23 protein-coding genes are annotated in these 23,763 nt (G+C 31.3%); all 23 read left to right on the top strand.

What is annotated here, in order from left to right; all coding sequences use genetic code 11:
* The first annotated feature begins 173 nt into the window (after positions 1-173).
* The 23 genes from sal(C) to LQ608_RS00880 all read left to right on the top strand — a co-directional run bounded on the left by sal(C) (position 174) and on the right by LQ608_RS00880 (position 23,763).
* Positions 174-1,799, top strand: coding sequence for an ABC-F type ribosomal protection protein Sal(C) (gene sal(C), locus LQ608_RS00990; protein WP_239749212.1), 1,626 nt, complete (start codon positions 174-176; stop codon positions 1,797-1,799).
* Positions 1,800-1,858: 59 nt separating this feature from the next.
* Positions 1,859-3,007: a cysteine desulfurase family protein gene (locus LQ608_RS00985; RefSeq protein WP_239749211.1), complete on the top strand. Its 1,149-nt coding sequence runs from the start codon at positions 1,859-1,861 to the stop codon at positions 3,005-3,007.
* Positions 3,000-4,109 (top strand): tRNA 2-thiouridine(34) synthase MnmA, encoded by a 1,110-nt coding sequence (gene mnmA / locus LQ608_RS00980; protein ID WP_078356472.1) that lies wholly within the window; start codon positions 3,000-3,002, stop codon positions 4,107-4,109. Before LQ608_RS00985 ends, mnmA begins: the two co-directional genes overlap by 8 nt.
* An 84-nt stretch (positions 4,110-4,193) precedes the next feature.
* The gene (locus LQ608_RS00975) at positions 4,194-4,862 is read left to right on the top strand and encodes a tetratricopeptide repeat protein (protein ID WP_239749210.1); all 669 of its coding nucleotides are present in this window, start codon (positions 4,194-4,196) and stop codon (positions 4,860-4,862) included.
* Positions 4,863-4,864: 2 nt separating this feature from the next.
* Entirely contained in the window at positions 4,865-7,249 is a 2,385-nt protein-coding gene (recD2, locus tag LQ608_RS00970; protein ID WP_239749209.1) for an SF1B family DNA helicase RecD2, read from the top strand.
* 250 nt (positions 7,250-7,499) lie between these two features.
* Positions 7,500-10,130 carry an alanine--tRNA ligase gene (alaS, locus tag LQ608_RS00965; protein ID WP_239749208.1) on the top strand — a complete coding sequence of 877 codons (2,631 nt, stop codon included), beginning with the start codon at positions 7,500-7,502 and terminating at the stop codon, positions 10,128-10,130.
* A gap of 67 nt (positions 10,131-10,197) precedes the next feature.
* Positions 10,198-10,467 (top strand): IreB family regulatory phosphoprotein, encoded by a 270-nt coding sequence (locus LQ608_RS00960; protein ID WP_078356476.1) that lies wholly within the window; start codon positions 10,198-10,200, stop codon positions 10,465-10,467.
* A complete protein-coding gene (gene ruvX, locus LQ608_RS00955; protein ID WP_078356477.1) occupies positions 10,460-10,888 on the top strand; it encodes a Holliday junction resolvase RuvX in 429 nt (142 codons plus the stop codon). Before LQ608_RS00960 ends, ruvX begins: the two co-directional genes overlap by 8 nt.
* An 18-nt stretch (positions 10,889-10,906) precedes the next feature.
* Complete coding sequence (locus LQ608_RS00950; protein WP_107509071.1) at positions 10,907-11,212, top strand: DUF1292 domain-containing protein; 306 nt, start codon at positions 10,907-10,909, stop codon at positions 11,210-11,212.
* 79 nt (positions 11,213-11,291) lie between these two features.
* Complete coding sequence (mltG, locus tag LQ608_RS00945) at positions 11,292-12,407, top strand: endolytic transglycosylase MltG (protein ID WP_239749207.1); 1,116 nt, start codon at positions 11,292-11,294, stop codon at positions 12,405-12,407.
* 193 nt (positions 12,408-12,600) lie between these two features.
* A complete protein-coding gene (locus LQ608_RS00940) occupies positions 12,601-13,245 on the top strand; it encodes an O-methyltransferase (protein WP_239749206.1) in 645 nt (214 codons plus the stop codon).
* On the top strand, positions 13,242-14,165 hold the full coding sequence (locus tag LQ608_RS00935) for a peptidase U32 family protein (protein ID WP_239749205.1): 924 nt from the start codon (positions 13,242-13,244) through the stop codon (positions 14,163-14,165). Before LQ608_RS00940 ends, LQ608_RS00935 begins: the two co-directional genes overlap by 4 nt.
* A 23-nt stretch (positions 14,166-14,188) precedes the next feature.
* Positions 14,189-15,457, top strand: a complete 1,269-nt coding sequence (locus LQ608_RS00930) for a peptidase U32 family protein (RefSeq protein WP_239749204.1) — start codon at positions 14,189-14,191, stop codon at positions 15,455-15,457.
* A complete protein-coding gene (gene udk, locus LQ608_RS00925; RefSeq protein ID WP_078356483.1) occupies positions 15,457-16,080 on the top strand; it encodes a uridine kinase in 624 nt (207 codons plus the stop codon). Before LQ608_RS00930 ends, udk begins: the two co-directional genes overlap by 1 nt.
* Positions 16,081-16,109: 29 nt before the next feature.
* Entirely contained in the window at positions 16,110-16,586 is a 477-nt protein-coding gene (gene greA / locus LQ608_RS00920; RefSeq protein ID WP_078356484.1) for a transcription elongation factor GreA, read from the top strand.
* Between the two features lie 139 nt (positions 16,587-16,725).
* Positions 16,726-17,451: a 5-oxoprolinase subunit PxpB gene (gene pxpB / locus LQ608_RS00915; protein WP_239734373.1), complete on the top strand. Its 726-nt coding sequence runs from the start codon at positions 16,726-16,728 to the stop codon at positions 17,449-17,451.
* Entirely contained in the window at positions 17,448-18,449 is a 1,002-nt protein-coding gene (locus LQ608_RS00910) for a 5-oxoprolinase subunit C family protein (RefSeq protein ID WP_239749203.1), read from the top strand. Before pxpB ends, LQ608_RS00910 begins: the two co-directional genes overlap by 4 nt.
* Positions 18,450-18,452: 3 nt before the next feature.
* Positions 18,453-18,878 carry an acetyl-CoA carboxylase biotin carboxyl carrier protein gene (locus LQ608_RS00905; protein WP_239749202.1) on the top strand — a complete coding sequence of 142 codons (426 nt, stop codon included), beginning with the start codon at positions 18,453-18,455 and terminating at the stop codon, positions 18,876-18,878.
* A 12-nt stretch (positions 18,879-18,890) separates the two neighbouring features.
* On the top strand, positions 18,891-20,231 hold the full coding sequence (locus LQ608_RS00900) for an acetyl-CoA carboxylase biotin carboxylase subunit (protein ID WP_239749201.1): 1,341 nt from the start codon (positions 18,891-18,893) through the stop codon (positions 20,229-20,231).
* A 12-nt stretch (positions 20,232-20,243) separates the two neighbouring features.
* Positions 20,244-21,002 carry a 5-oxoprolinase subunit PxpA gene (pxpA, locus tag LQ608_RS00895; protein ID WP_239749200.1) on the top strand — a complete coding sequence of 253 codons (759 nt, stop codon included), beginning with the start codon at positions 20,244-20,246 and terminating at the stop codon, positions 21,000-21,002.
* An 11-nt stretch (positions 21,003-21,013) separates the two neighbouring features.
* Positions 21,014-22,252 (top strand): NRAMP family divalent metal transporter, encoded by a 1,239-nt coding sequence (locus LQ608_RS00890; RefSeq protein ID WP_239749199.1) that lies wholly within the window; start codon positions 21,014-21,016, stop codon positions 22,250-22,252.
* Positions 22,253-22,318: 66 nt separating this feature from the next.
* Positions 22,319-23,008, top strand: a complete 690-nt coding sequence (gene mtnN / locus LQ608_RS00885; protein WP_078356491.1) for a 5'-methylthioadenosine/S-adenosylhomocysteine nucleosidase — start codon at positions 22,319-22,321, stop codon at positions 23,006-23,008.
* A 230-nt stretch (positions 23,009-23,238) separates the two neighbouring features.
* Complete coding sequence (locus LQ608_RS00880; protein WP_239749198.1) at positions 23,239-23,763, top strand: YqeG family HAD IIIA-type phosphatase; 525 nt, start codon at positions 23,239-23,241, stop codon at positions 23,761-23,763.

The following is a 23,763-nucleotide window of genomic DNA, read 5'->3' as shown; positions in this document are numbered from 1 at the left end:
ATAGGCATGGATATCCAATAATTTTTACGACGTCATGTTAAAACGTAAAAATACCATTGTGTTACACAATGATGATTGGATAAATATGTCTACATTTTGATGCTACCATTATATTTTAAAATAGTGTAATGGTGTGTCTTACTGTGTAATGCATGGAATAAGGAGGCAACATTATGCTATTTTTATTTGAAAAAAAGTCTTTAGAGATTGACAATAAACTGCTCATACCTTCACTAACATTTATTATTGAAGAAAATGAACATTTGGCAATAGTTGGCATAAATGGTATCGGAAAATCTACACTTTTAAATAAAATCCACCATAAAGAAAATATTGAAACAGCAATGATGGAACAAGATTTAACTAAATATGGAACTTTAAATGTCATGGAGTATATTATGTTAACTTATCCACAATTATCATCGTTAAGAGAAAATCTAAGTGATTTGGATAATATAAATAGATATATTGAATTAGACGGTTACGAAATTGAGCAAAACATTATAATTGAAGGAAAAAAGTTAGGATTAACAGAAAGGCACTTTGATCAATTAATTTCTACTTTAAGTGGTGGAGAGCAAACAAAAGTTTCGTTTTTGAAAGTTAAATTAGATAAAGCACCATTATTATTAATTGATGAACCAACTAACCATATGGATGAAGAAATGAAAGCATGGTTAACTAATGCATTTAAACAAGAACAACGTGCAATATTATTTGTTTCCCACGATAAGACTTTTTTAAATGAAACACCAGATGCAATTTTAGAACTGAGTAGTAGTGGTGCAACAAAATACTCAGGTCAGTATGACAATTACAAGCAACAAAAAGATTTAGAATATAAAACGATTAAGCTACAATACGAAAAACAAGAAAAAGAGCAACGAGCAATTGAAGAAACAATTAAAAAATATAAAGAATGGTATCAAAAAGCTTCACAAAAAGCTTCAGTAAGAAATCCTTATCAACAAAAACAACTTAGCAAACTTGCGAAAAAGTTTAAATCGAAAGAATATCAAATGAATAAAAAACTTGAACAAACCAGTTTATCAGATCCTGAAGAGGAAGAAAAAACATTTTCAATGCAACACCACACCTTCAAATCTCATTATTTAGTTAAATTTGAAAATGTCACATTTTCATATAATGAAAAGCCTATTTTTAATGATGTCTCTTTTCATATTAAGCGAAATCAAAATGTTATCATTGAAGGTCAAAATGGCTCAGGTAAATCTACTTTGATCAAGTTGATACTAGGTCAACTGACACCTGATGAGGGAGAAGTAATCGTACATCCTGAATTAGAAATAGGTTATTTTTCACAAGATTTTAATAACTTAAATATGAAAAATACTGTGTTAGAAGAAATAATGTCTATTCAAGAAATGAAAGAAGCGGAAGCAAGAACAATTTTAGCGAATTTTTATTTTGATGAAAATAGAATTAATGATGTTGTTGACTATTTATCTATGGGTGAAAAATGTAGAATACAATTTGTTAAATTGTATTTTTCAAACCCACATATACTCGTATTAGATGAGCCAACTAACTATTTTGATATTGAAATGCAAGAAAAAATCATACAATTAATTCAATCATTTCAAGGATCAACACTCATTATTTCACATGATAAATATTTTAAAGAAAAGCTTAAAGATCAAATTTGGACAATAAAGAATCTAGATTTGATACATGAAAATCTTAAAATTGAGAATCCATTAAATGCTGATTCTATTAAAAATCAATTAAATGAATTAGAGCAATATACCGACGAAAGAAATAGAGAAACAGAGTTCTAGTCATTTTCTTAAATTGGTGCTAGAATAGGTACATTGAAAACTAAGAAAGGACGTTCAACATGAAAGTATATGCAGATTATGCAGCAACTACTCCAGTTAAACCGATTGTTACAGAGAAAATAACAGAAATACTATCTGAACACTATGGCAATCCATCGTCAATTCATTCTATTGGAAGAGATGGAAGGAAGTATTTAGATCAAGCTAGAAGAGAAATTGCATCGATATTAGGTGCTACTCCAAATGAAGTTATCTTTACAAGCGGTGCAACAGAGTCTAATAATACAGCAATTAAAGGAATCGCGAAAAAAAGAAAACATTTGGGCAAACATATTATAACGAGTAGAATAGAGCATCATTCTGTATTACATGTTTTTGAAGAACTTGAACGTGATGGCTTTGATGTTTCATATATAAATGTGAATGCTGAAGGAATTATAGATTTAGAAGAATTAAAACAAACGATTACTTCTGAAACGACATTAGTTTCTATTATGTTAGTAAATAACGAGGTTGGTACTGTACAACCGTTATATGAAATAGCTGAAATTTTGGAAGATCGTCATATTACTTTTCATGTTGATGCAGTTCAAGCAATAGGTCATATGCCAATTGAATTTGATGAAATGCCTATAGATTTGTTAAGTGTTACGGCACACAAATTTGGTGGTCCTAAAGGAATCGGCGCACTATTAGTCAAAAAAGGATTACAGCTAGATACCTTTATTCAAGGTGGAGAACAAGAACTTAAGAGAAGAGCTGGTACTGAAAATGTTCCATATATTTGTGGAATGGCTACAGCTTTAATGGATGCATATGAACATATGGATGAGAATAATATTCACTTAATGAACTTAAAAGAAAAATTAATAGTCGGCTTACAGCAACGAGCAATACCATTTGAATTGAATGGTAGCATGGTTGAAACAACAGGTCATATTACGAATTTGTACTTTCCATTTATCGAAGTTGAAACGATGCTCACTTTATTAGACATGTCTAATATATACGTTTCAAGTGGTTCAGCTTGTACAGCGGGATCAACTTTACCTTCACATGTATTAGAGGCTATGTATGGTGAGGACGAAAGAGTGAAGCAATCAGTTAGATTTAGCTTTAGCTCATTAACAACAGAAGAAGAAATTAACTATATCGTAAATGCAATTATGAAAATATATAATCAATTTAAGGAGGAAGAAAATGAATAATCAATCTACCCGTGTAGTCGTAGGAATGAGCGGGGGCGTAGATAGTTCTGTAACAGCACATATATTGAAAGAACAAGGTTATGATGTTGTAGGAATATTTATGAAAAACTGGGACGATACAGATGAAAATGGTGTATGTACAGCAACTGAAGATTATAATGATGTAATAGAAGTCTGTAACCAATTAGATATACCATATTATGCGGTGAACTTTGAACAAGAATATTGGGATAAAGTATTCACGTATTTCTTAGATGAATATAAAAAAGGAAGAACGCCTAACCCGGATGTTATGTGTAATAAAGAAATTAAATTCAAAGCATTTTTAAATCATGCTTTGAAATTAGGTGCTGACTACGTAGCAACAGGACACTATGCACGAGTTAATCGTGAAGGTGATAAAGTAGAAATGTTGCGTGGAGTAGATAATAATAAAGATCAAACGTATTTCTTAAATCAACTTACTGAAGAACAATTATCTAAAGTAATGTTTCCAATTGGCGAATTAGAAAAAAGTGAAGTAAGAAGAATAGCAGAAGAACAAAATTTAGCAACTGCTAAGAAAAAAGATTCAACTGGTATTTGTTTTATAGGTGAAAAAAACTTTAAAACATTTCTATCTCAATATTTACCTGCACAAAATGGTAAAATGCAAACTTTAGATGGTGTTGATATGGGTGAACATACAGGTTTAATGTATTACACTATTGGACAAAGACATGGACTCGGTATTGGCGGAGATGGTGATCCTTGGTTTGTAGTTGGCAAAAACTTAAAAGAAAATATTCTATATGTAGAACAAGGTTTTCATCATGATGCTTTATATAGTAATTACTTAATTGCATCTGATATATCATTTGTTAATGACATAGATTTCTCACAACCTGTGAAATGCTCAGCTAAATTTAGATATAGACAAAAAGATACAGACGTTACAGTTGAAAAAATTTCTGACAATCAAATTAAAGTGACATTTGATCAACCTGTCCGTGCAATCACGCCAGGCCAAGCAGTTGTACTTTATGATGGCGAAGTTTGTCTAGGTGGCGCAACTATTGATGAAGTTTACAAAACTGAAAAACAATTAGATTATATGGTATAAATTCATAGAGGTGCTATCTTTTCTGATGCACCTCTATTTATTTTTGTTATAATTACAATTAATGATATTTAAAGGAGTTAAATCATGCATAGTGAAAATGAAATCGTAAAATTAATAGAAAATAAAAAATTTGATCAAGCACTCAAATTTTTATTTGAAAATATTGAAGAGAATCCAAATGAAGTAACAAACTATATTAATGCAGGTACTATTTTGTCAGAAGCGGATGAACTTGAAAAGGCAGAGAAGTTCTTCCAAAAGGCAATAACAGTAAATGAAGAGCACGGTGGTGCATATTATAGTCTTGCAAATTTATATTACAATCAACAAAGGTTTGACGAAGCGATTAAACTATATCAATTTGCTATACAAAAAGGGTTAAATGACTCTGATACTAACTTTATGTTAGGTATGTGTTTTAATGAGTTAGGTGCGCATACTGAAGCATTGCCTTATGTTATGAGAGCAAATGAGTTGAATCCTGATGATGTAGAAATAGGTTTTCAATATGGTTTAACACTTTGCCAGTTGGAAATGTTTGAAGAAGCAATTTCACAATTAGAAAATGTACTTGAAAAAGACCCTAATCATGTTGATGCATTATACAATTTAGGATTAGCTAAGTATATGAAAAATGAAGATCCAGAAGAAGCATTGATTTATTTTAGAAAAGCAGTCAATATTCAGCCAGATCATTTACTAAGTGGCCATGCGATAAATATGTTTGAACAATTACAAGAAGAGGAGGACTAACATTGGAAAACTTATCTTTATTTGATCTTTCACATGTAAAAGGTGAAGTTATTCGAATCTTATTTCAAAATAGTGATAACTACTATACCGTTATAAAAGTAGATGTGATGGACTCAAATGAAGATTTTGACCAAGAAGTCACAATTGTTGGTTATCTTCCTCAAATTGTTGAAGGTGAAACATATCTTTTTAAAGGTAAAGTTACAAACCATCCAAAATATGGTAAGCAATTACAAGCAGAAACTTTTGAAAAAGAACTACCTCAAACTAAACAAGGTGTAATCCATTATTTATCTAGTGATTTATTTAAAGGAATAGGCAAAAAGACTGCTGAAACAATAGTTGATAAACTAGGTGAAGATGCACTTCAAAAAATTATTGATGAACCAGATGTATTGAAAGAAATACCAAAGCTTAATAAACAAAAAAGAGATACGATTGCAGCATCTATACGAGAAAATCAAGCTATAGAACGCATTATGATTAAACTTAATGAACTTGGATTTGGTCCTAAATTAGCAATGTCTATATATCAAGTTTATAAAGAAGAAACACTGAATGTTCTTAAACAAACACCTTATAGATTAGTTATGGATATAAATGGAATAGGTTTCCAAAGAGCGGATCAAATTGCTGAACAAGTTGGTATATCTAAAGACCATCATGATCGACTTATTGCTGGATTAAGCTATTTCTTAGATCAACAGTCCTTACAAAATGGTCATACGTATTTACCGATAGATATTCTAATAAATGGTGCATACGAACTGTTAAATCATAATCAACCAGAAGTGGTAAATAAAGATCAATTAAATGGCGTGATAATTGAAATGAATGAAGATAAAAAGCTTATAATCGAAGATAATAACTGCTTTTTACCTTCTTTATATTATTCGGAAGCTAAAAGTGTTCAAATTATACATCGCCTATATCAACATCAAGATGAATTGAAAGACATTGAAAAAAGTGATTTACAACTACATATTGGGCAAATAGAAGAAATGAATGATGTATCATATGCGGATGGACAAAAATTAGCATTAGAAACTGCAATTAACAATAAAATGATGCTATTAACAGGAGGTCCTGGTACTGGTAAAACAACCGTTATAAGAGGAATATGTGAATTATATTCTGAAATACACGGTGTGAGTTTAAATTATGACGATTATCAAGAAGGATCTGATTTTCCAATAGTATTAGCTGCCCCAACTGGACGTGCAGCTAAAAGACTTAGTGAATCAACTGATTTAGAAGCTATGACGATTCACAGATTAATAGGGTGGAGCAAAGATACTCAGCCTGATGATGTGCTAGATAATGATATACATGCACATTTAATTATATTGGATGAAATGTCTATGGTAGATACTTGGTTAATGTATCAATTTTTAAGAGCAGTACCTGATTATGCTCAAATTATTTTCGTTGGAGATGAAGATCAATTACCATCAGTTGGTCCTGGCCAAATATTTAAAGATTTGATTGATTCTGAAGTAATACCAAGAGTTAATTTAACTGAGGTATATAGGCAACAAGAAGGGTCTTCAATTATTGATTTAGCACATAAAATTAAAAATGGTATGACAGTTTCAATTAATGAGAAACATCATGATCGATCATTTATTCCATGTAGCAGTAATCAAATTGCAACAGTCGTAGAAAAAGTTGTACAAGGTGCAGTCAACAAAGGCTATAATATGCAGGATATTCAAGTGTTAGCGCCAATTTATCGTGGCCCAGCAGGTATTAATAAATTAAACGAGCTGTTACAGGATATACTGAATCCTAAAGATGAATCGACTAGGTATTTAGAGTATGGTGATATTGAATATAGAGAAAATGATAAAGTGTTACAACTTATAAATCGTCCAGATGACAATGTGTTTAATGGTGATATAGGTGTTGTCATCGGTGTGTATAAAGCAGAAGAAAACGCACTTGGTAAAGATGTCGTAATTGTAGATTATGAAGGAAATGAAATTACTTATACTAAACAAGATTTATCAGAAATAACGCATGCTTACTGTTGTTCTATACACAAATCACAAGGTTCTGAATTTCCAATTGTTATTATGCCTATCGTCAGACAATACTTTAGAATGTTGCAGAAGAACATTTTATACACAGGACTTACACGTGCTAAACAATCATTAGTTATTTGTGGTGAAGAGAAAGCATTTAACCAAGGTATACAAACACTAGGGCACGGTCGGATGACTTCATTCGATACTAAATTAAAAATGTATTTTCAAGATGACAAAGGTAATGAAAATACAAACGAGCCTATTCAAATGAAAAATTTAATTTTAACTGAAGAGACTATGTATGAAATTGATCCAATGATTAATATGAAAGATAAAACACCATATGATTTTATGAAATAATTGACATCTAAAAACGCAGTGCTTATAATCTAATAGAATACTAATAAAGAAGCCGAGTAAATCATATATTGCTACAAGAGACATGTTGGTTGGTGCGAAACATGACAATATATATTGAACGCTACTTCTTTTATAGAAATTGAATAAACTTAAAGTGATGACATTTTGTCATAACTAGGGTGGTACCGCGATACGTTCGTCCCTTTTACGAGGGAGGGGCGTTTTTTATTTTATTTGAGGAGTGAATATAATGAAAAATTTAAAAGCAAGTGAAATTAGACAAATGTATATAGACTTTTTCGTTGAAAAAGGACATATGGTAGAACCTTCAGCACCTTTAGTACCAATTGATGATGATACTTTATTATGGATTAACTCAGGAGTTGCTACATTAAAAAAATATTTTGATGGTAGAGAAGTACCTAAAAATCCAAAAATAGTTAATGCACAAAAAGCAATCAGAACAAATGATATTGAGAATGTTGGTTTTACAGCAAGACACCATACTTTCTTTGAAATGTTAGGTAATTTTTCAATTGGCGATTACTTCAAAAAAGAAGCTATTGAATATGCATGGGAATTCTTAACAAGTGATAAATGGATGGCTATGGATCCTGAAAAATTATATGTAACCATTCATCCAGAAGATACTGAAGCATATGATTTATGGCATGAAGTGATTGGTTTAGAGGAAAGCAGAATTATAAGAATAGAAGGTAACTTCTGGGATATAGGTGAAGGACCATCTGGACCAAATACAGAAATTTTCTATGACCGAGGCGAAACATACGGCAAGGAAGATCCTGCTGAAGAAATGTATCCAGGTGGAGAGAATGAACGTTATCTTGAAGTATGGAACTTAGTATTTAGTGAATTCAATCATAATGCTGACCATACGTATACACCATTACCAAATCAAAATATTGATACTGGTATGGGTCTAGAACGTATGACTTCAATTGCACAAGATGTACCAACAAATTATGATACAGATTTATTTATTCCAATTATTGAACAAGTTGAAGCAGTTAGTGGAGTGAAATATTTACAATCTAAAGATCAAGATATTGCTTTTAAAGTTATAGCCGATCATATTAGAACAATAAGCTTTGCTATCGGAGATGGTGCTTTACCTGCAAATGAAGGTAGAGGATATGTATTAAGAAGATTACTAAGAAGAGCAGTACGTTTTAGTCAAACACTTAATATTAATGAGCCATTTTTATATAAATTAGTAGATATAGTTGCAGAAATTATGGAACCTTATTATCCAAATGTAAAAGCACAAAGTGATTTCATTAAAAAAGTTGTTAAATCTGAAGAAGATCGTTTCCACGAAACACTAGAAGATGGATTAGCAATTCTGAATACAATGATGAATTCAGCAAAACAAAAAGATAATGTACTTTCAGGTTCAGATGCATTTAAACTATACGACACTTATGGTTTCCCAATTGAACTTACTGAAGAAATTACAGCTCAGGAAGGTATCACAATTGATAATGATGGATTTGAAGATGAAATGCGTCAACAACGTGAAAGAGCAAGAGCAGCACGTCAAAAAACTCAATCCATGCAAGTTCAAAATGAAGTTTTAGGTAAAATTACGACGCCAAGCAAGTTTGTTGGATATGAACAATCTGAAATTCAATCAGAAATTACTGATATTATTTTAAACGGACAATTAGTCGATCATGCTGAAAGTGGAGAAGATATCCAGTTTATTTTAAAAGAAACACCATTCTATGCTGTTTCTGGTGGACAAGTAGCAGATAAAGGTGTTATTAGACATGACGAGTTTGAAATTGAAGTAACAGAAGTTATTAAAGCTCCAAATGGTCAAAACTTACATGCTGGACGTATTACATTTGGACAAGTGCAAATTGGTAAAACAGTTGAAGCGGTTGTTAATAAGGTAGCTCGTAAATCAATCGTTAAAAACCATTCAGCAACTCATTTATTGCATGCAGCATTAAAAGAAGTGCTAGGTTCACATGTAAATCAAGCTGGTTCATTAGTTGAAAGTGAAAGACTACGTTTTGACTTCTCACATTTTGGACAAGTAACAACGGAAGAGCTTGAAACAATCGAACAAATTGTTAATGAAAAAATATGGGAAAATATTCCTGTTTCAATTCAAGAAATGCCAATTGAGCAAGCTAAAGATAAAGGTGCAATGGCTCTATTTGGTGAAAAGTATGGAGATGTAGTTAGAGTTGTTGAAATGTCATCATATTCAATCGAACTTTGTGGTGGTATTCATGTTAGAAATACTAGTGAAATTGGTTTATTTAAAATCCTTTCAGAATCAGGTACTGGTGCAGGTGTAAGAAGAATTGAAGCAGTTACTGGTAAAAAAGCTTATGAAACATTAAAAGCTACAGAAGAAATTTTAAAAGATGTAATGAAACATGTTAAAGTTAAAGATCAAACGAGAACAATTGAAAAAATTGATCAAATACAACAACAAAATAAAGACTTAGAAAAAGAGCTTCAACAAAAAAACAAAACAATTACTGAATTAAAATCAGGTAATATTGAAGATAGTGTAGAAGAAATTAACGGTATTAAAGTATTATCTGTACAAGTAGAAGCGGAAAATGCTAAAGTGTTAAGATCAATAATGGATGATTATAAATCAAGAATGCAAGATACTGTATTATTATTAGCAAGTGTTAATGGTGAAAAAGTTTCATTAGTATCTTCAGTACCGAAAGACTTAACAGATAAAGTTAAAGCTGGAGATATTATTAGAGAAGCTGCTCAAATAACTAATGGTAAAGGTGGCGGTCGTCCTGACATGGCTCAGGGGGGCGGAACAGATCCATCAAAAGTAACAGAAGCTTTACAGTTTGTTAAAAACTACATTAAAACTCTATAATTTTAAGTGTTAATAGAATATGATATAATCAATACTAAGTTAATGGAGTTAGGGAGTGTAAAAATAGATGAATAATTTTGATAAAACAATGAAGTTTAACTATGATGATTTTCCGAATGAAGATGTCAAAACAGTACTACAAAATGTTTATCGCACTTTAGAAGAACGAGGATATAATCCAGTTAACCAAATAGTTGGATACTTACTGTCTGGCGACCCAGCTTATATTCCTAGACATAACGAAGCAAGAAATCAAATTAGACGCTTAGATAGAGATGATATTATGGAAGAATTAGTATCGAATTATTTAAAGCAAGAAAATGAACTCAATGCTTAAAAATAGGATAATAGGTTTAGACGTAGGAAGTAAAACAATTGGTGTAGCTGTTAGTGATGCGATGGGTTGGACAGCTCAAGGAATTGATACGCTCCGTATTAACGAAGAAAAAGAAGAGTTTGGAATTGATGAATTAATTAAAATAATAGATCAATATGATGTTGATACTGTCATTATTGGATTGCCTAAAAATATGAATAACTCTATTGGCCCCCGTGGTGAGGCATCAATTCATTTTAAGGACTTACTTGAACAAGAAAGACCAGAATTAAAAATGGTGATGTGGGATGAAAGACTGAGCACAGTCGGAGCAGAACGCACATTATTAGAAGCAGATGTTTCCCGTAAAAAAAGAAAAAAAGTTATAGATAAAATGGCCGCTGTATTTATTTTACAAGGATATTTAGATTCTATTAAATAAAGATGAGGAGAATGAATAATGACTGAACATAACCATGAAGAACATTTAGAGATCAACAATGAGGAAGAATTATTAACTTTAATCGACGAAAATGAAAATGAAGTTCTATATCGTAAAGTTTTAGAGTTTTATCATCCTGAATTCAAGAAAGAATATATCATTTTAGCTGAAGAAGGCACTGATGATGAAGAAGAAATCGAATTAATCCCTATGATTAATGAAGCTAATGACGACGGTGAAGGCGGTAAATTATTACCTGTTGAAACTGACGAAGAGTGGGACATGATTGAAGAAATCGTTAATACTGAAATGGATGAAGCTTAAAAATCAATATGTAATAGTACACTTTACCCCTAATGTGATATAATCATTAGGGGTATTTAATTTACATAAGGAGTTACATATGGGAAAAAATAGTATATATAAAGATGCTAGATTATTATCGAAGTATATTAGTTTAACTATAATCAGTATCCTCTTTTTATTATTTTTATTAATAACTATAGTTGGGTTAATAGTTGTAGGAGTAAATGTGAGACCAGTAAATGCAGATAGTAATGAACAAATAATCGTTAATGTGAACCCAAATACAGACATTGAATCGTTAAGCCATCAACTATCTGACAAGAAAATCATAAGAAATGCTACTATTTTCAAATATTATTTAAAATTAAATAATATTTCGAGTTTTCAAGCTGGAGAATATAAATTTTCACCTTCTATGTCACCTAAAGAAATAGCAAAAAGTTTAGAATCTGGGAAGGTATTTCTAAAAACGGCGGTTCAATTTGAAATTAGGGAAGGTTCTAATATTGAACTTATTGCAGGTATAATAGAGGAGAATACTTCAATTACTCGTGAAAACTTTCTGAAGAAAATGCGTGATCAAGATTATATTAAAGAATTACAGAAAAAATATCCTAAAATGCTCACTGATGAAGTACTAAATAAAGATATCCGTTATCCATTAGAAGGCTATTTAGCGCCATCTACGTATCAATTTTCAAATAATGATGTATCAATTGATGAATTAACGAAAGCTATGCTCAAAGAGACTTATAATAGCACATATAAAGTTTACAATGACAACGGCGGTTTTAAATATCGTGCAAATTATGAAGAAAAGAAAATTACTTTCCATGAGTATTTGACAATGTCATCAATGGTTGAGTTAGAAATGAAAAAAATTACAGATAAATCAAGGTATGTTTCTTTACTCTTGAATAGAATAGAAAATAATCCACAAATTGCATTAAATTCAGACGAAACGGTACGTTATGCAACCAAAAAAGAACCAAATGAAACTTTAACTGATGAAGATTACAAAAATAATTCTAAATATAATACTTATGAATACAAAGGTTTTCCAGTTGGACCAATTAGTAACGTGTCAGATGAAACTGCAAGTTCTACAATTAACCCACCTGATACAGAATATTATTATTATACAATCTCGAAAAGTGGTAAAATATTATTTGCGGAAACCTTAAAAGAACAAGAAAAGAATAGAGAAAAATAGTAAAATGTAAAACAAGAACGCTATTGTAAGATTTATAAGCGTTCTTGTTTTGTAATTATACTTACTATTTATCTGGAAATATGGTAAAATATCTAATGTTTATGAAAACATATTATTGGTATGATTGAAATTACTAACTAGTCAAAGCACTAGTTGGGTTTTTTATTATATTCAAGTGTAAGGAAGTTGTAACATGGAAAAAGATATAGAATATATCGAACAATTGCTTTTTCAAAATTCATCAAATATAGATGAACTAAGAGCATATGCTACAGAGCATAACGTTCCAATAATGGACAAAATATCAACAGAATTTGTTAAACAAATGATTAGAATTAAAGATGTACGTCATATTCTTGAAATAGGAACTGCGATTGGTTATAGCGCAATGCATTTTGCTTCATGTCATCCTAATATTAAAGTATGGACTATTGAGAGAAGTGAAGAAATGTATGAACAAGCATTAACAAATATTAAACAATATGATTTTGAAGAACAAGTTCAAGTTGTATTCGCTGATGCTTCAGTGGGATACGAATTATTACCGAATGATCAAAAGTTTGATTTAATATTTATTGATGCTGCAAAAGCGCAGTCAAAGAAATTCTTTGAAATATATGAACCATTTCTTAATGATGATGGCATTATCATCACTGATAATATTTTATATCATGGATTTGTTAGTGATATAGATATTGTTAGAAATAGAAATGTTAAACAAATGGTTAAGAAAGTTCAACAATATAATCAATGGTTAATGAATCGTTCTGACTTTAATACTACATTGATAAACATAGGTGATGGTATGGCTATTTCTAAAAAGGAGAATACGAAATGACAGAATTATTAGTGACACCTAAATCGGTCCAACATATCGAGAAACTAATAGAATTAGGTGCTGATGCATTTGTCATAGGTGAAGAAAAATTCGGCTTAAGACTTGCTGGTGAGTTTAAAGAACCTGAACTTCGAGAAGCTATAGAATTGATTCATGCACATGGCAAAAAAGCATACGTTGCTGTAAATGGTATTTTTCATAATGAGCACATAAAAGATTTAGAAGATTATATTGACTTATTACATGAATTGAAAGCAGATAGAATTATTTTTGGCGATCCTGCCGTTGTTATGTCAATGAAACATCGTGAAAATCCTATCCCATTAAACTGGAGTGCTGAAACTATTGTAACGAACCACTTCCAATGTAATTATTGGGGAGATAGAGGCTCTTCACGTGCTGTTCTTGCTCGTGAATTAAGTATTGATGAAGTATTAGAAATTAAAGAAAAAAGCAATGTTGAAATTGAAGTTCAAGTCCACGGTATGACTTGCATGTTCCAATCAAAAAGAAAATTACTTGGAAATTATTTTATGTATCAAGATCAAGTAATGAAAATTGAAAATAGAAATGAAAATAAAGATATGCTTTTATATGACGAAGAGAGAAGTAATAAATATCCAATTTATGAAGATGGTAACGGCACACATATTATGAGTCCTAATGATATTTGCTTAATTGAAGATTTAGAAGATTTGTTAAATGCTCAAATCGACTCTTTTAAAATTGATGGTGTTCTTCAATCTGAAGAATATATTAATATTGTGACTGAACAATACAGACAAGCCATTGATTTATTTAATGAAGACCCTGAATTGTATGAAGATGAAAAATTTATGTTACTTGAACCAATTGAAGAAGTTCAAAAAGATCATCGTCCTATGGATCAAGGATTCATGTTTAAACAAACAGTTTATTAAGTTAAATTAAAGGAATGATAAAAATGAAGGTTTTAGAACCTATTGGAGCTAGTCGTAAGACCAAAGTAAAAAAACCAGAATTACTAGCACCAGCAGGCAATTTAGAAAAACTGAAAATTGCTGTCCATTACGGAGCAGATGCAGTCTTTTTAGGTGGTCAAGAATATGGATTAAGGTCTAACGCTGATAATTTCACGATGGATGAAATTAAAGAAGGTGTAGAATTTGCTGCTAAATATGGAACGAAGATATACGTCACAACTAATATCTTTGCTCATGATGAAAATATTCCAGGGCTAGAAGACTACTTAAAAAATTTAAATGAAACTGGAGCACATGGAATCATTGTAGCTGATCCACTTATTATAGAAACATGTAAAAGAGTGGCCCCTAATCTAGAGATTCATTTGAGCACACAACAATCTTTATCTAATTACCGTGCTGTACAGTATTGGAAAGAAGAAGGTCTTGAAAGAGTAGTACTTGCGCGTGAAACAAGTGCAGAAGAAATGCGAGAAATGAAAGAAAAAGTTGATATAGAAATAGAAACCTTTATTCACGGAGCTATGTGTATTGCTTATTCTGGAAGATGTACATTAAGTAATCATATGACTGCAAGAGACTCTAACAGAGGTGGATGTTGCCAAAGTTGTAGATGGGATTATGATCTAATTTCAGTAGAAAATGATGGCGAATTAGAGCCATATTTCGATGGTAAAGACATTACACCATTTGCAATGAGTCCAAAAGACTTGAAATTAATTGAATCTATCCCTACAATGATGGACATTGGTATTGATTCATTAAAGATTGAAGGTCGTATGAAATCTATTCATTACATTGCGACAGTCGTATCAGTATATCGAAAAGTAATCGATCGTTACGCTGAAGACCCTGAAAACTTTAAAATTGATCCTAGATGGTTAATTGAATTGGATAAATGTGCGAACAGAGATACTGCTCCTGCATTCTTTGAAGGTGTTCCACAATTTGAAGAACAAATGTTTGGAAAAGAAGCAAATAAAAAAACACCTTTTGATTTTTGTGGATTAGTGTTAGACTATGACGCAGAATCACAAATAGCTACCATCCAACAAAGAAATTATTTTAAACCTGGTCAAGAAATAGAGTTTTTTGGTCCTGAAATAGATAATTTCACACAAGTCATAAATAAAATTTATGATGAAAATGGAGAAGAATTAGATGCGGCAAGACATCCACTACAAGTTGTACAAATAAAAGTGGATAGCCCGATTTATCCAAATAACATGATGAGAAAGGGAATCGTTTGATGGGAAAGACTACAATTATAGGTATTGCAGGGGGTTCTGGTTCAGGAAAAACTTCTGTAACATCCGAAATTATGAAAAACTTAGATGGATATAGTGTTGCATTAATTGCGCAAGATTACTATTATAAAGATCAATCACATATGTCATTTGACGATAGATTAAAGACAAATTATGATCATCCATTTGCTTTCGACAATGCAAGATTAACGCATGACTTAAAGAACCTTAAAGAAGGACATGCAATAGAAGTGCCAACGTATGATTATTCAAATCATACACGAAGTGATAAAACGATTAGATTCGAACCTAAAGATGTTATAATACTTGAAGGTATATTTGCTTTAGAAAACGAAGGTTTAAGAGATTTAATGGATGTTAAGATTTATGTTGATACTGATGCTGATTTGAGAATATTACGCCGACTAACAAGAGATATTAAAGATAGAGGACGTACTATGGAATCAGTAATTGATCAATACCTATCAGTTGTAAGACCGATGCATATCCAGTTTATAGAACCAACAAAGAAATACGCGGATATCATCATCCCTGAAGGTGGTAGTAATAAGGTAGCTATTGATATCATGACAACAAAGATTCAATCCTTAGTTAAAAATATTTAAATAATTACAAAGTAAAGGAAGATGGAAGAATGGAAACACAAAAAGAATTTCCTATGACACAGGAAGGCTATATCAAATTAGAAAAAGAGTTAGAAGAATTAAAAACAGTTAAACGACCAGAAGTCGTTGAAAAAATAAAAGTAGCGCGTAGCTTCGGAGATTTATCTGAGAACTCTGAGTATGATGCTGCAAAAGATGAACAAGGTTTTATTGAACAAGAAATTCAAAAAATCGAAAACATGATTCGTCATGCACAAATTATTGAAGATAATGGTTCAAAAAATGATATTCAAATTGGTAGAACTGTAACATTTACTGAGATTCCAGGTAATGATGAAGAAAGTTATAAAATTGTAGGTTCTGCAGAAGCTGACCCATTTGAAGGCAAAATTTCAAATGAATCTCCAATAGCTAAAGCTTTAATTGGTAAAAAAATTAATGACGAAGTTAACGTTCCATTACCAAATGGCAATGAAATGAAAGTTAAAATTGTAAAAATAGACTAGAACTTATAATAGCTAGAGGCTTAGACAATTAATTTGTCCAAGCCTCTTTTTTTTAATGCAAAAATCATGGTATTATGATAAGGTAAAAAAGTTATAATAATCTGAATATTATACAAAGAATGTATAAAGGGGTGGTATATTGGATATTCAGCAAATTAACGAAACGCACTTTATGATTTATGAAAAGAATGAAATTGATTCTGTGATAAGAGAAAAAATTTCAACTATCTCGTTATATATCGAGGGTGTTAATCATCCAGCAATATTGAGTGTGACATCTTCATATAGATCATTAATGGTAGCCTTTGATGCACAACAATATTCTTTTGATACTTTAATTAAAGAGTTAAATCTGCAAAACGTTAATTTTAATTTACAAAATAATGTTAAATCTAAAAAATTAATTACTTTACCTGTTGTTTATGGGGAACAACATGGTCCAGACATAAATGTTGTAGCAGAACACGCAAACATAACTGAAGCTGAAGTTATAAAATTACATACAGAAGAAAAATATTTAATATATGCAATAGGTTTTTTACCAGGATTTCCATTTTTAGGTGGATTAAATAAAAAAATATATACACCAAGAAAAGAGACGCCTAGAAGTAAAATTAAATCAGGTTCTGTCGGTATAGCTCATAATCAAACGGGCTTATATCCAAAAGAGTCTCCTGGCGGATGGCAAATTATAGGTCGTACACCAATTGATGTATTTAATTTAGAGAGGAATCCTATGATTTTATATGAAGCAGGCGATTATATTTCATTTAAATCTATAGATGAAGAAGAATTTAACAAAATTGATTTAGAAATTAAAAGAGGACGATTTGATTATAGTCAGTTGGTAGGTGAAATGAAATGAAATGTATAAAGCCAGGTCTATTTACAACTGTACAAGATATTGGAAGAACAAAATATGAAAAAGATGGCTTCTCTGTAGCAGGAGTTATGAGTCAATATTTATATAATATTGCTAATGCATTAGTTGATAATGATGATGGGGCAGTTCTAGAAATTACGATGAATGGACCTGTATTACAATTTAATGCTTCAAATATAATTGCTTTTGTAGCTCAAGATGCAGAGATATTTTTAGATGAACAACAAATTCCTGTGAATACTGCTGTATATGTTGAGAAGGGACAAATTCTTAAAATACAAACGATTAAATCAGGTGCACGAGGTTATTTGGCATTTCATAAATCATTAAAAATTAAACACATTTTAGAAAGCGCTTCCACACATACGAGAAGTGGAATAGGTGGATATAAAGGTAGAACTTTAAAACGAAATGATGTATTTTATTTCAATGAAAAAGCGCTAAATCATGACATTATAGGCAATACTTTTAACATTAAAAATATAGAAGAACCTCATACAATTCCGATCGTTAAAGGACTTCAATTTGATCAATTTGATACTGCATCTCATCAGTTACTAGTAAATCAAACATATAGTATTTCTGAAATGTCAGACAGAATGGGGTATAGATTAAATGGTAACAAAAATTTAGTTCATTTAGAAAATGCTGATATTATATCTGAACCAATCGCACCAGGGAGTGTTCAAGTACCTAATAATGGGCAACCTATTATACTTTTAAATGATCGCCAAACAATAGGGGGATATACCAAAATTGCTACAGTTAGTTTTGCAGGTCGAGAAAAACTTGCTCAATTAAAAGCACATGACCATATTGAATTTAAGTGGGTTTCTGTAGAAGAAGCTACAAAAGATTACAAAGATTATATTCATCAAATGAATCAAGACATAAAATCTATTAAATTAAACAAATATAAAGATTTAAGTAATATCAGACCAAAATCTAAAAAAATTGCAAAACTTATAAAAGGGGAATAAAGCGTGAATATCAAAAAAATAGAAGAAGTAATCAAATTAATGAAAAGAAATGACGTTTCTTATATGAATTATAAAGACAAATCTATTGAATTAGAATTAGATTTAAAAAATAAGGCATCTGAAGTAACGAGTCCTGAAACTGTAGTAAGTGAAGAGGATAACAATATCTCGGAAAATAAACAACAACAAAATCATGCAACTATTGATGCAGAAATCTTAGGAACATTTTATTTACAAGATGAAGAACAATTAAGCAATCCACTCGTTAAAGTTGGAGATGAAGTTAAAAAAGGTCAAACAGTAGGGTACATAGAATCTATGAAAGTATTGAATGAAGTTATGAGTGAATATGACGGAGTTGTTGAAGATATTCATATTAGTCATGGAGATCCAGTAGAATATGGACAAATAATCATCACATTAAAGTAAAGGGGGATTGAAATGATTAAACGTTTATTAATAGCAAACAGAGGAGAAATCGCTGTTAGAATTATAAGAACATGTAGAATGATGAACATTACAACAATTGCAATATATTCTGAAGTCGATAAAAATAGTTTGCATGTTCAACTAGCTGACGAAGCTATTTGTATTGGACCAAATCAATCTGCCGAAAGTTATTTAGACATTGATCGAATATTAGAAGCTTGTAAAATGAGCAAAGCTGACGCTATTCATCCAGGATATGGTTTTTTATCTGAATCGACTACTTTTAGAAAAAGAGTAGAAGAAGAGAATATTATTTTCGTTGGCCCAAGCTATAATACAATGGATTTAATGGGAGATAAAATCAAAGCACGAGAAACAATGTATCATGCTGATGTTCCTATTATTCCTGGTTCGATTGGTGAAGTTAAAACGATAGAAGAAGCACGTAATGTTGCATTAGAAGTTGATTATCCATTTGTTATAAAAGCTGCTAGTGGTGGCGGAGGTAAAGGTATAAGAATTGTTAATGACGAATCTGAATTAGAAAAATGCTTTAAAGAGGCACAATCAGAAGGCGAGAAATATTTTAGCGACAAACGTGTATATATTGAGACATTTATTGATAAGGCAAGACATGTTGAAGTACAAGTGTTAGGGAGTAGTCATGGTGAAGTCATTCATTTAGGTGAAAGAGATTGTTCCATTCAAAGAAAAAACCAAAAACTAATTGAAGAAGCACCTTGCGCAGCACTTGATGAACATACACGCACTTCACTTCATGATGATGCAGTTAAAGCTGCTAAAGCCTGTAATTATGAAAGTGCAGGAACAATTGAATTTCTACTAACGGATGATGGATATTACTTTTTAGAGATGAATACGCGTATCCAAGTAGAACATACTGTAACGGAATTATTAACTGGTGTAGATTTAATAAAACAGCAAATATTAATGGCAAACGGCGAGCACTTAACAATTGGTCAAGAAGATATTCGATTTGATGGTCATGTGATCGAGTGTAGAATAAATGCTGAGAATCCTGAAAAAGAATTTAGACCTGCAGCTGGAAAAGTAAAAGCATTACATTTACCAAATGGATTTAATACGAGAGTGGATAGTATGCTTTATGATAATTATTTAATACCACCGTATTATGATTCTTTAGTTGCTAAAATATTGGTTAAAGGGACAGATAGACTGGAAGCAATTGAGAAGATGAAAGGTACTTTAGAAGAAACTGTAATAGATGGTTTTCCAACTACGTTAGATTTTCTATATCGCGTATTAAGCTATGAACCATATATAAAAAATGACATTACGATTAAATTTTTACATGAACATAAAATTGTTTAAGGAGAATGCTACATGGTACAAGTTGATTTGAATTGCGATTTAGGAGAAAGTTTTGGAAATTATAAACTAGGTAATGATGAACTTATTTTACCGTTGATTACTTCTGCAAATATAGCTTGTGGATTTCATGCAGGTGACCAACATGTTATGAATGAAACGGTTAAAAAGGCTGTTGAATATAATATACACATTGGTGCCCATCCAGGATTTCAAGATTTAAATGGATTTGGTCGTAGAAATATGGATGTTACACCAAAAGAAGTATACGACTTAGTGATTTACCAACTAGGTGCGTTGTCAGGATTTTGTAAAATTCATAATACTAAGATTTATCATGTTAAACCACATGGTGCGCTTTACCAAATGGGTGCAAAAAATCCTAAGATAGCTGATGCAATTGTTAAAGCAGTAAAAGACTTCGATGATCAGTTATTGTTTGTAGGTTTGTCAAATAGTGAATTAATCGAATCTTGTAAAAGACACAAATTAACTTATAAAAGTGAAGTTTTTGCTGATAGGGCTTATGAAGATAATGGACAACTTGTCTCTCGTAAAAAAGAAGGCGCACTCATTAAAGATACTGAAAAAGCTGTTGCACAAGTGATTAAAATGGTTAAAGAATCTAAAGTTAAAACGATAAATGGCAATGAAATATCGATTGAAGCGGACACTATTTGTGTACATGGCGATGGCCAACATGCACTAGACTTTGTTAAAGAAATTGTGAATCAATTTAAATCTGAAAGTATACAAATTAGTGCAATGAACTAGGAGGTTAATTTATGAAACAGAATAAAGGGTATGAGGATTTAAACAAACCGTTTGAATACACAAATAAACATAGAAGAATTTTATGGGGTGCTGTTTTCTTAATGGCTACTTCTTCTATCGGTCCAGCATTTTTAACGCAGACTGCAGTATTCACTGAACAATTTATGGCGAGTTTCGCTTTCGCTATTCTCGCATCAATATTAATTGACATTGGTGCTCAAATTAATATATGGCGCGTGATCACGGTTGCTGGTAAAGGTGGGCAAGATATAGCGAATGACGTGTTTAAGGGGTTAGGAACAGTTATTGCTATTTTAATTGCTATAGGTGGCTTAGCTTTTAATATTGGTAATGTAGCTGGTGCAGGACTCGGTTTAAATGCTATATTTGGGATAGACGTTAGAATAGGTGCCGGAATTACCGGTGTATTAGCAATTCTAATATTTATAGTTAGAAACGCACAAAAAGTTGTAGATATTATTACACAAATTTTAGGTGTACTGATGATCGCAATAGTTGCATATGTAATGGTTTTAACAAAACCACCTGTAGTTGAAGCAGCACAAAAAATGGTTGCACCAGACGATATAAATAAGCTGATTGTACCAATTATTACACTTGTGGGTGGAACAGTTGGTGGTTATATCACATTTGCAGGTGCACACAGATTACTTGAAGCAGGTATCACTGGAAAACATTACATACCATTTGTTAATAGAGCAGCAATATCAGGAATCTTAACAACAGGTGTTATGCGCGTATTTTTATTCTTAGCTGTTCTTGGTGTAGTAATAACTGGTTTTACTTTAAATCCAGATAATCCGCCTGCATCAGTATTTGAACATGTGCTTGGTCCAGTCGGTAAACAAGTGTTTGGAGTTGTTTTGTTTGCAGCAGCACTGTCGTCAGTAATTGGTTGTGCATATACAAGTACAACCTTTATCCAATCATTACATCCATCTATTAAAAATCATAGAAATTTAGTTATAATTATATTTATTGTCGTTTCATCTATTGTCTTCTTAACAATAGGTAAACCAGTAAAATTACTTATCATTGCCGGAGCATTAAATGGACTAATATTACCAATCACTTTAGGAACAATTCTTATAGCATCTAGAAAGAAAAGTATTGTTGGTGATTATAAACATCCAGCTTGGATGATTATAATTGGTATCATTGCCGTCTTAACTACATTAATTGCTGGCCTATTATCATTACAAGGATTACAAGATTTATGGAATAACTAAAAACATGTTTCAAAGTATGCTAATTATGTTAATATAAATAAGAATGAAAATGATGGAGTGATAAGCATGATTGGTATAATTGGAGCAATGGAAGAAGAAGTTGAAATTTTAAAGTCATCTATTGAAAATATAGAAACAATCCAAAAAGCACATGTTATTTTTTATAGAGGCCAATTAGAGGGCAAAGAAATTATACTTGCACAAAGTGGAATTGGTAAAGTCAATGCTGCTATTACAGCTACATTATTAATTGATGAATTCAATCCAGAACTTGTTATTAATACGGGGTCAGCTGGATCAGTAGACAATCAATTAAATATTGGAGATATAATCATCAGTAATAAAGTTTATTATCATGATGTTAATGCGACTGCATTTGGTTATAAATTTGGACAAGTTCCAAGTATGCCAGAATATTATGAAACAAAAGAAGAATTGATATCTCTTGCGAAGTCATCTATAGAGAATCTGAACTTAAATGGTATTGTTGGAGAAGTTGCAACTGGTGATAGTTTTATTGGATCGTTTGAACAGCGTAAAGAAATCAAATCTAACTTTCCTACATCAAGCGTCGTTGAAATGGAAGCTGGCGCTATAGCACAAACGTGTCACCAATTTAACGTACCTATCATTGTTACAAGAGCAGTTTCAGACTTAGCAGATAAAGAATCAGATGTTACTTTTGAAGAATTCTTAAAAGTAGCTTGCGTGAATTCCAGTAAAATTGTAAAATTATTATTAAATAGAGTGGCATAAGGAGGCAGTATCATGTTAATATTAATGGCTATCGCTGTCATTGCTACAGCACTTGTTGGTTTTGTGATTTTTGCGAATACAGATGTTGAAAAAGAATCTGACCGTGAAATTACTGAATAATATTTAGTGTTGCGAATCTAATTCGATTTGCAACACTTTTATTTTGTATTCAACTAAAAGGAATGTACTTTTAATTTATGTTAAAATAAGAATAATATTGAGGTGTAATAATGGGAATTTTTACTAAATACTTTTTGCCAAATGAATATGTTCAGTCTATTTTTGATATTAAGCCTGAACATTTAAAATCAAAAAATATAAAAGCAATCATTACAGATTTAGATAATACTTTAGTTGGTTGGGATGTTAAAGATCCAACTGATGAAGTGCGAACATGGTTTGAAGATATGAAAGAACAAAATATTACCGTAACGATTGTATCAAATAATAATCAAGAACGTGTCGCATCATTTTCATCGACGTTAAACATTGATTATATTTTCAAAGCACGCAAGCCAAGAGGTAAAGCATTTAGACAAGCTTCGAATTTAATGGACGTTAATAAATCTGAAGTCGTTGTGATAGGTGATCAAATGTTAACTGACGTCTTTGGTGGTAATAGAAATGGACTTTATACAATAATGGTAGTACCAGTGAAAAAAACAGATGGTTTAGTTACAAAATTCAATCGTTTAATTGAGAGAAGATTCCTAAACTATTTCAAGAGAAAAGGTTTAATTAATTGGGAGGAATAA

It is taken from the genome of Mammaliicoccus sp. H-M34 (genome assembly GCF_022386495.1).
Classification (GTDB): domain Bacteria; phylum Bacillota; class Bacilli; order Staphylococcales; family Staphylococcaceae; genus Mammaliicoccus; species Mammaliicoccus fleurettii.
Note: the sequence above shows the minus strand (reverse complement) of the source record. Positions and strands in the feature narration are given on the sequence as shown.

What these genes read in the sequence shown, in the direction of transcription:
- LQ608_RS00950 (WP_107509071.1), top strand. Translation starts at nt 10,907, where the DNA reads ATGACTGAACATAACCATGAAGAACATTTAGAGATCAACAATGAGGAA.
- ruvX (WP_078356477.1), top strand. Translation starts at nt 10,460, where the DNA reads ATGCTTAAAAATAGGATAATAGGTTTAGACGTAGGAAGTAAAACAATT.
- LQ608_RS00975 (WP_239749210.1), top strand. Translation starts at nt 4,194, where the DNA reads ATGCATAGTGAAAATGAAATCGTAAAATTAATAGAAAATAAAAAATTT.
- LQ608_RS00940 (WP_239749206.1), top strand. Translation starts at nt 12,601, where the DNA reads ATGGAAAAAGATATAGAATATATCGAACAATTGCTTTTTCAAAATTCA.
- mtnN (WP_078356491.1), top strand. Translation starts at nt 22,319, where the DNA reads ATGATTGGTATAATTGGAGCAATGGAAGAAGAAGTTGAAATTTTAAAG.
- alaS (WP_239749208.1), top strand. Translation starts at nt 7,500, where the DNA reads ATGAAAAATTTAAAAGCAAGTGAAATTAGACAAATGTATATAGACTTT.
- LQ608_RS00880 (WP_239749198.1), top strand. Translation starts at nt 23,239, where the DNA reads ATGGGAATTTTTACTAAATACTTTTTGCCAAATGAATATGTTCAGTCT.
- LQ608_RS00890 (WP_239749199.1), top strand. Translation starts at nt 21,014, where the DNA reads ATGAAACAGAATAAAGGGTATGAGGATTTAAACAAACCGTTTGAATAC.
- mltG (WP_239749207.1), top strand. Translation starts at nt 11,292, where the DNA reads ATGGGAAAAAATAGTATATATAAAGATGCTAGATTATTATCGAAGTAT.
- LQ608_RS00985 (WP_239749211.1), top strand. Translation starts at nt 1,859, where the DNA reads ATGAAAGTATATGCAGATTATGCAGCAACTACTCCAGTTAAACCGATT.
- greA (WP_078356484.1), top strand. Translation starts at nt 16,110, where the DNA reads ATGGAAACACAAAAAGAATTTCCTATGACACAGGAAGGCTATATCAAA.
- LQ608_RS00910 (WP_239749203.1), top strand. Translation starts at nt 17,448, where the DNA reads ATGAAATGTATAAAGCCAGGTCTATTTACAACTGTACAAGATATTGGA.
- pxpA (WP_239749200.1), top strand. Translation starts at nt 20,244, where the DNA reads ATGGTACAAGTTGATTTGAATTGCGATTTAGGAGAAAGTTTTGGAAAT.
- mnmA (WP_078356472.1), top strand. Translation starts at nt 3,000, where the DNA reads ATGAATAATCAATCTACCCGTGTAGTCGTAGGAATGAGCGGGGGCGTA.
- LQ608_RS00960 (WP_078356476.1), top strand. Translation starts at nt 10,198, where the DNA reads ATGAATAATTTTGATAAAACAATGAAGTTTAACTATGATGATTTTCCG.
- LQ608_RS00900 (WP_239749201.1), top strand. Translation starts at nt 18,891, where the DNA reads ATGATTAAACGTTTATTAATAGCAAACAGAGGAGAAATCGCTGTTAGA.
- LQ608_RS00930 (WP_239749204.1), top strand. Translation starts at nt 14,189, where the DNA reads ATGAAGGTTTTAGAACCTATTGGAGCTAGTCGTAAGACCAAAGTAAAA.
- udk (WP_078356483.1), top strand. Translation starts at nt 15,457, where the DNA reads ATGGGAAAGACTACAATTATAGGTATTGCAGGGGGTTCTGGTTCAGGA.
- LQ608_RS00935 (WP_239749205.1), top strand. Translation starts at nt 13,242, where the DNA reads ATGACAGAATTATTAGTGACACCTAAATCGGTCCAACATATCGAGAAA.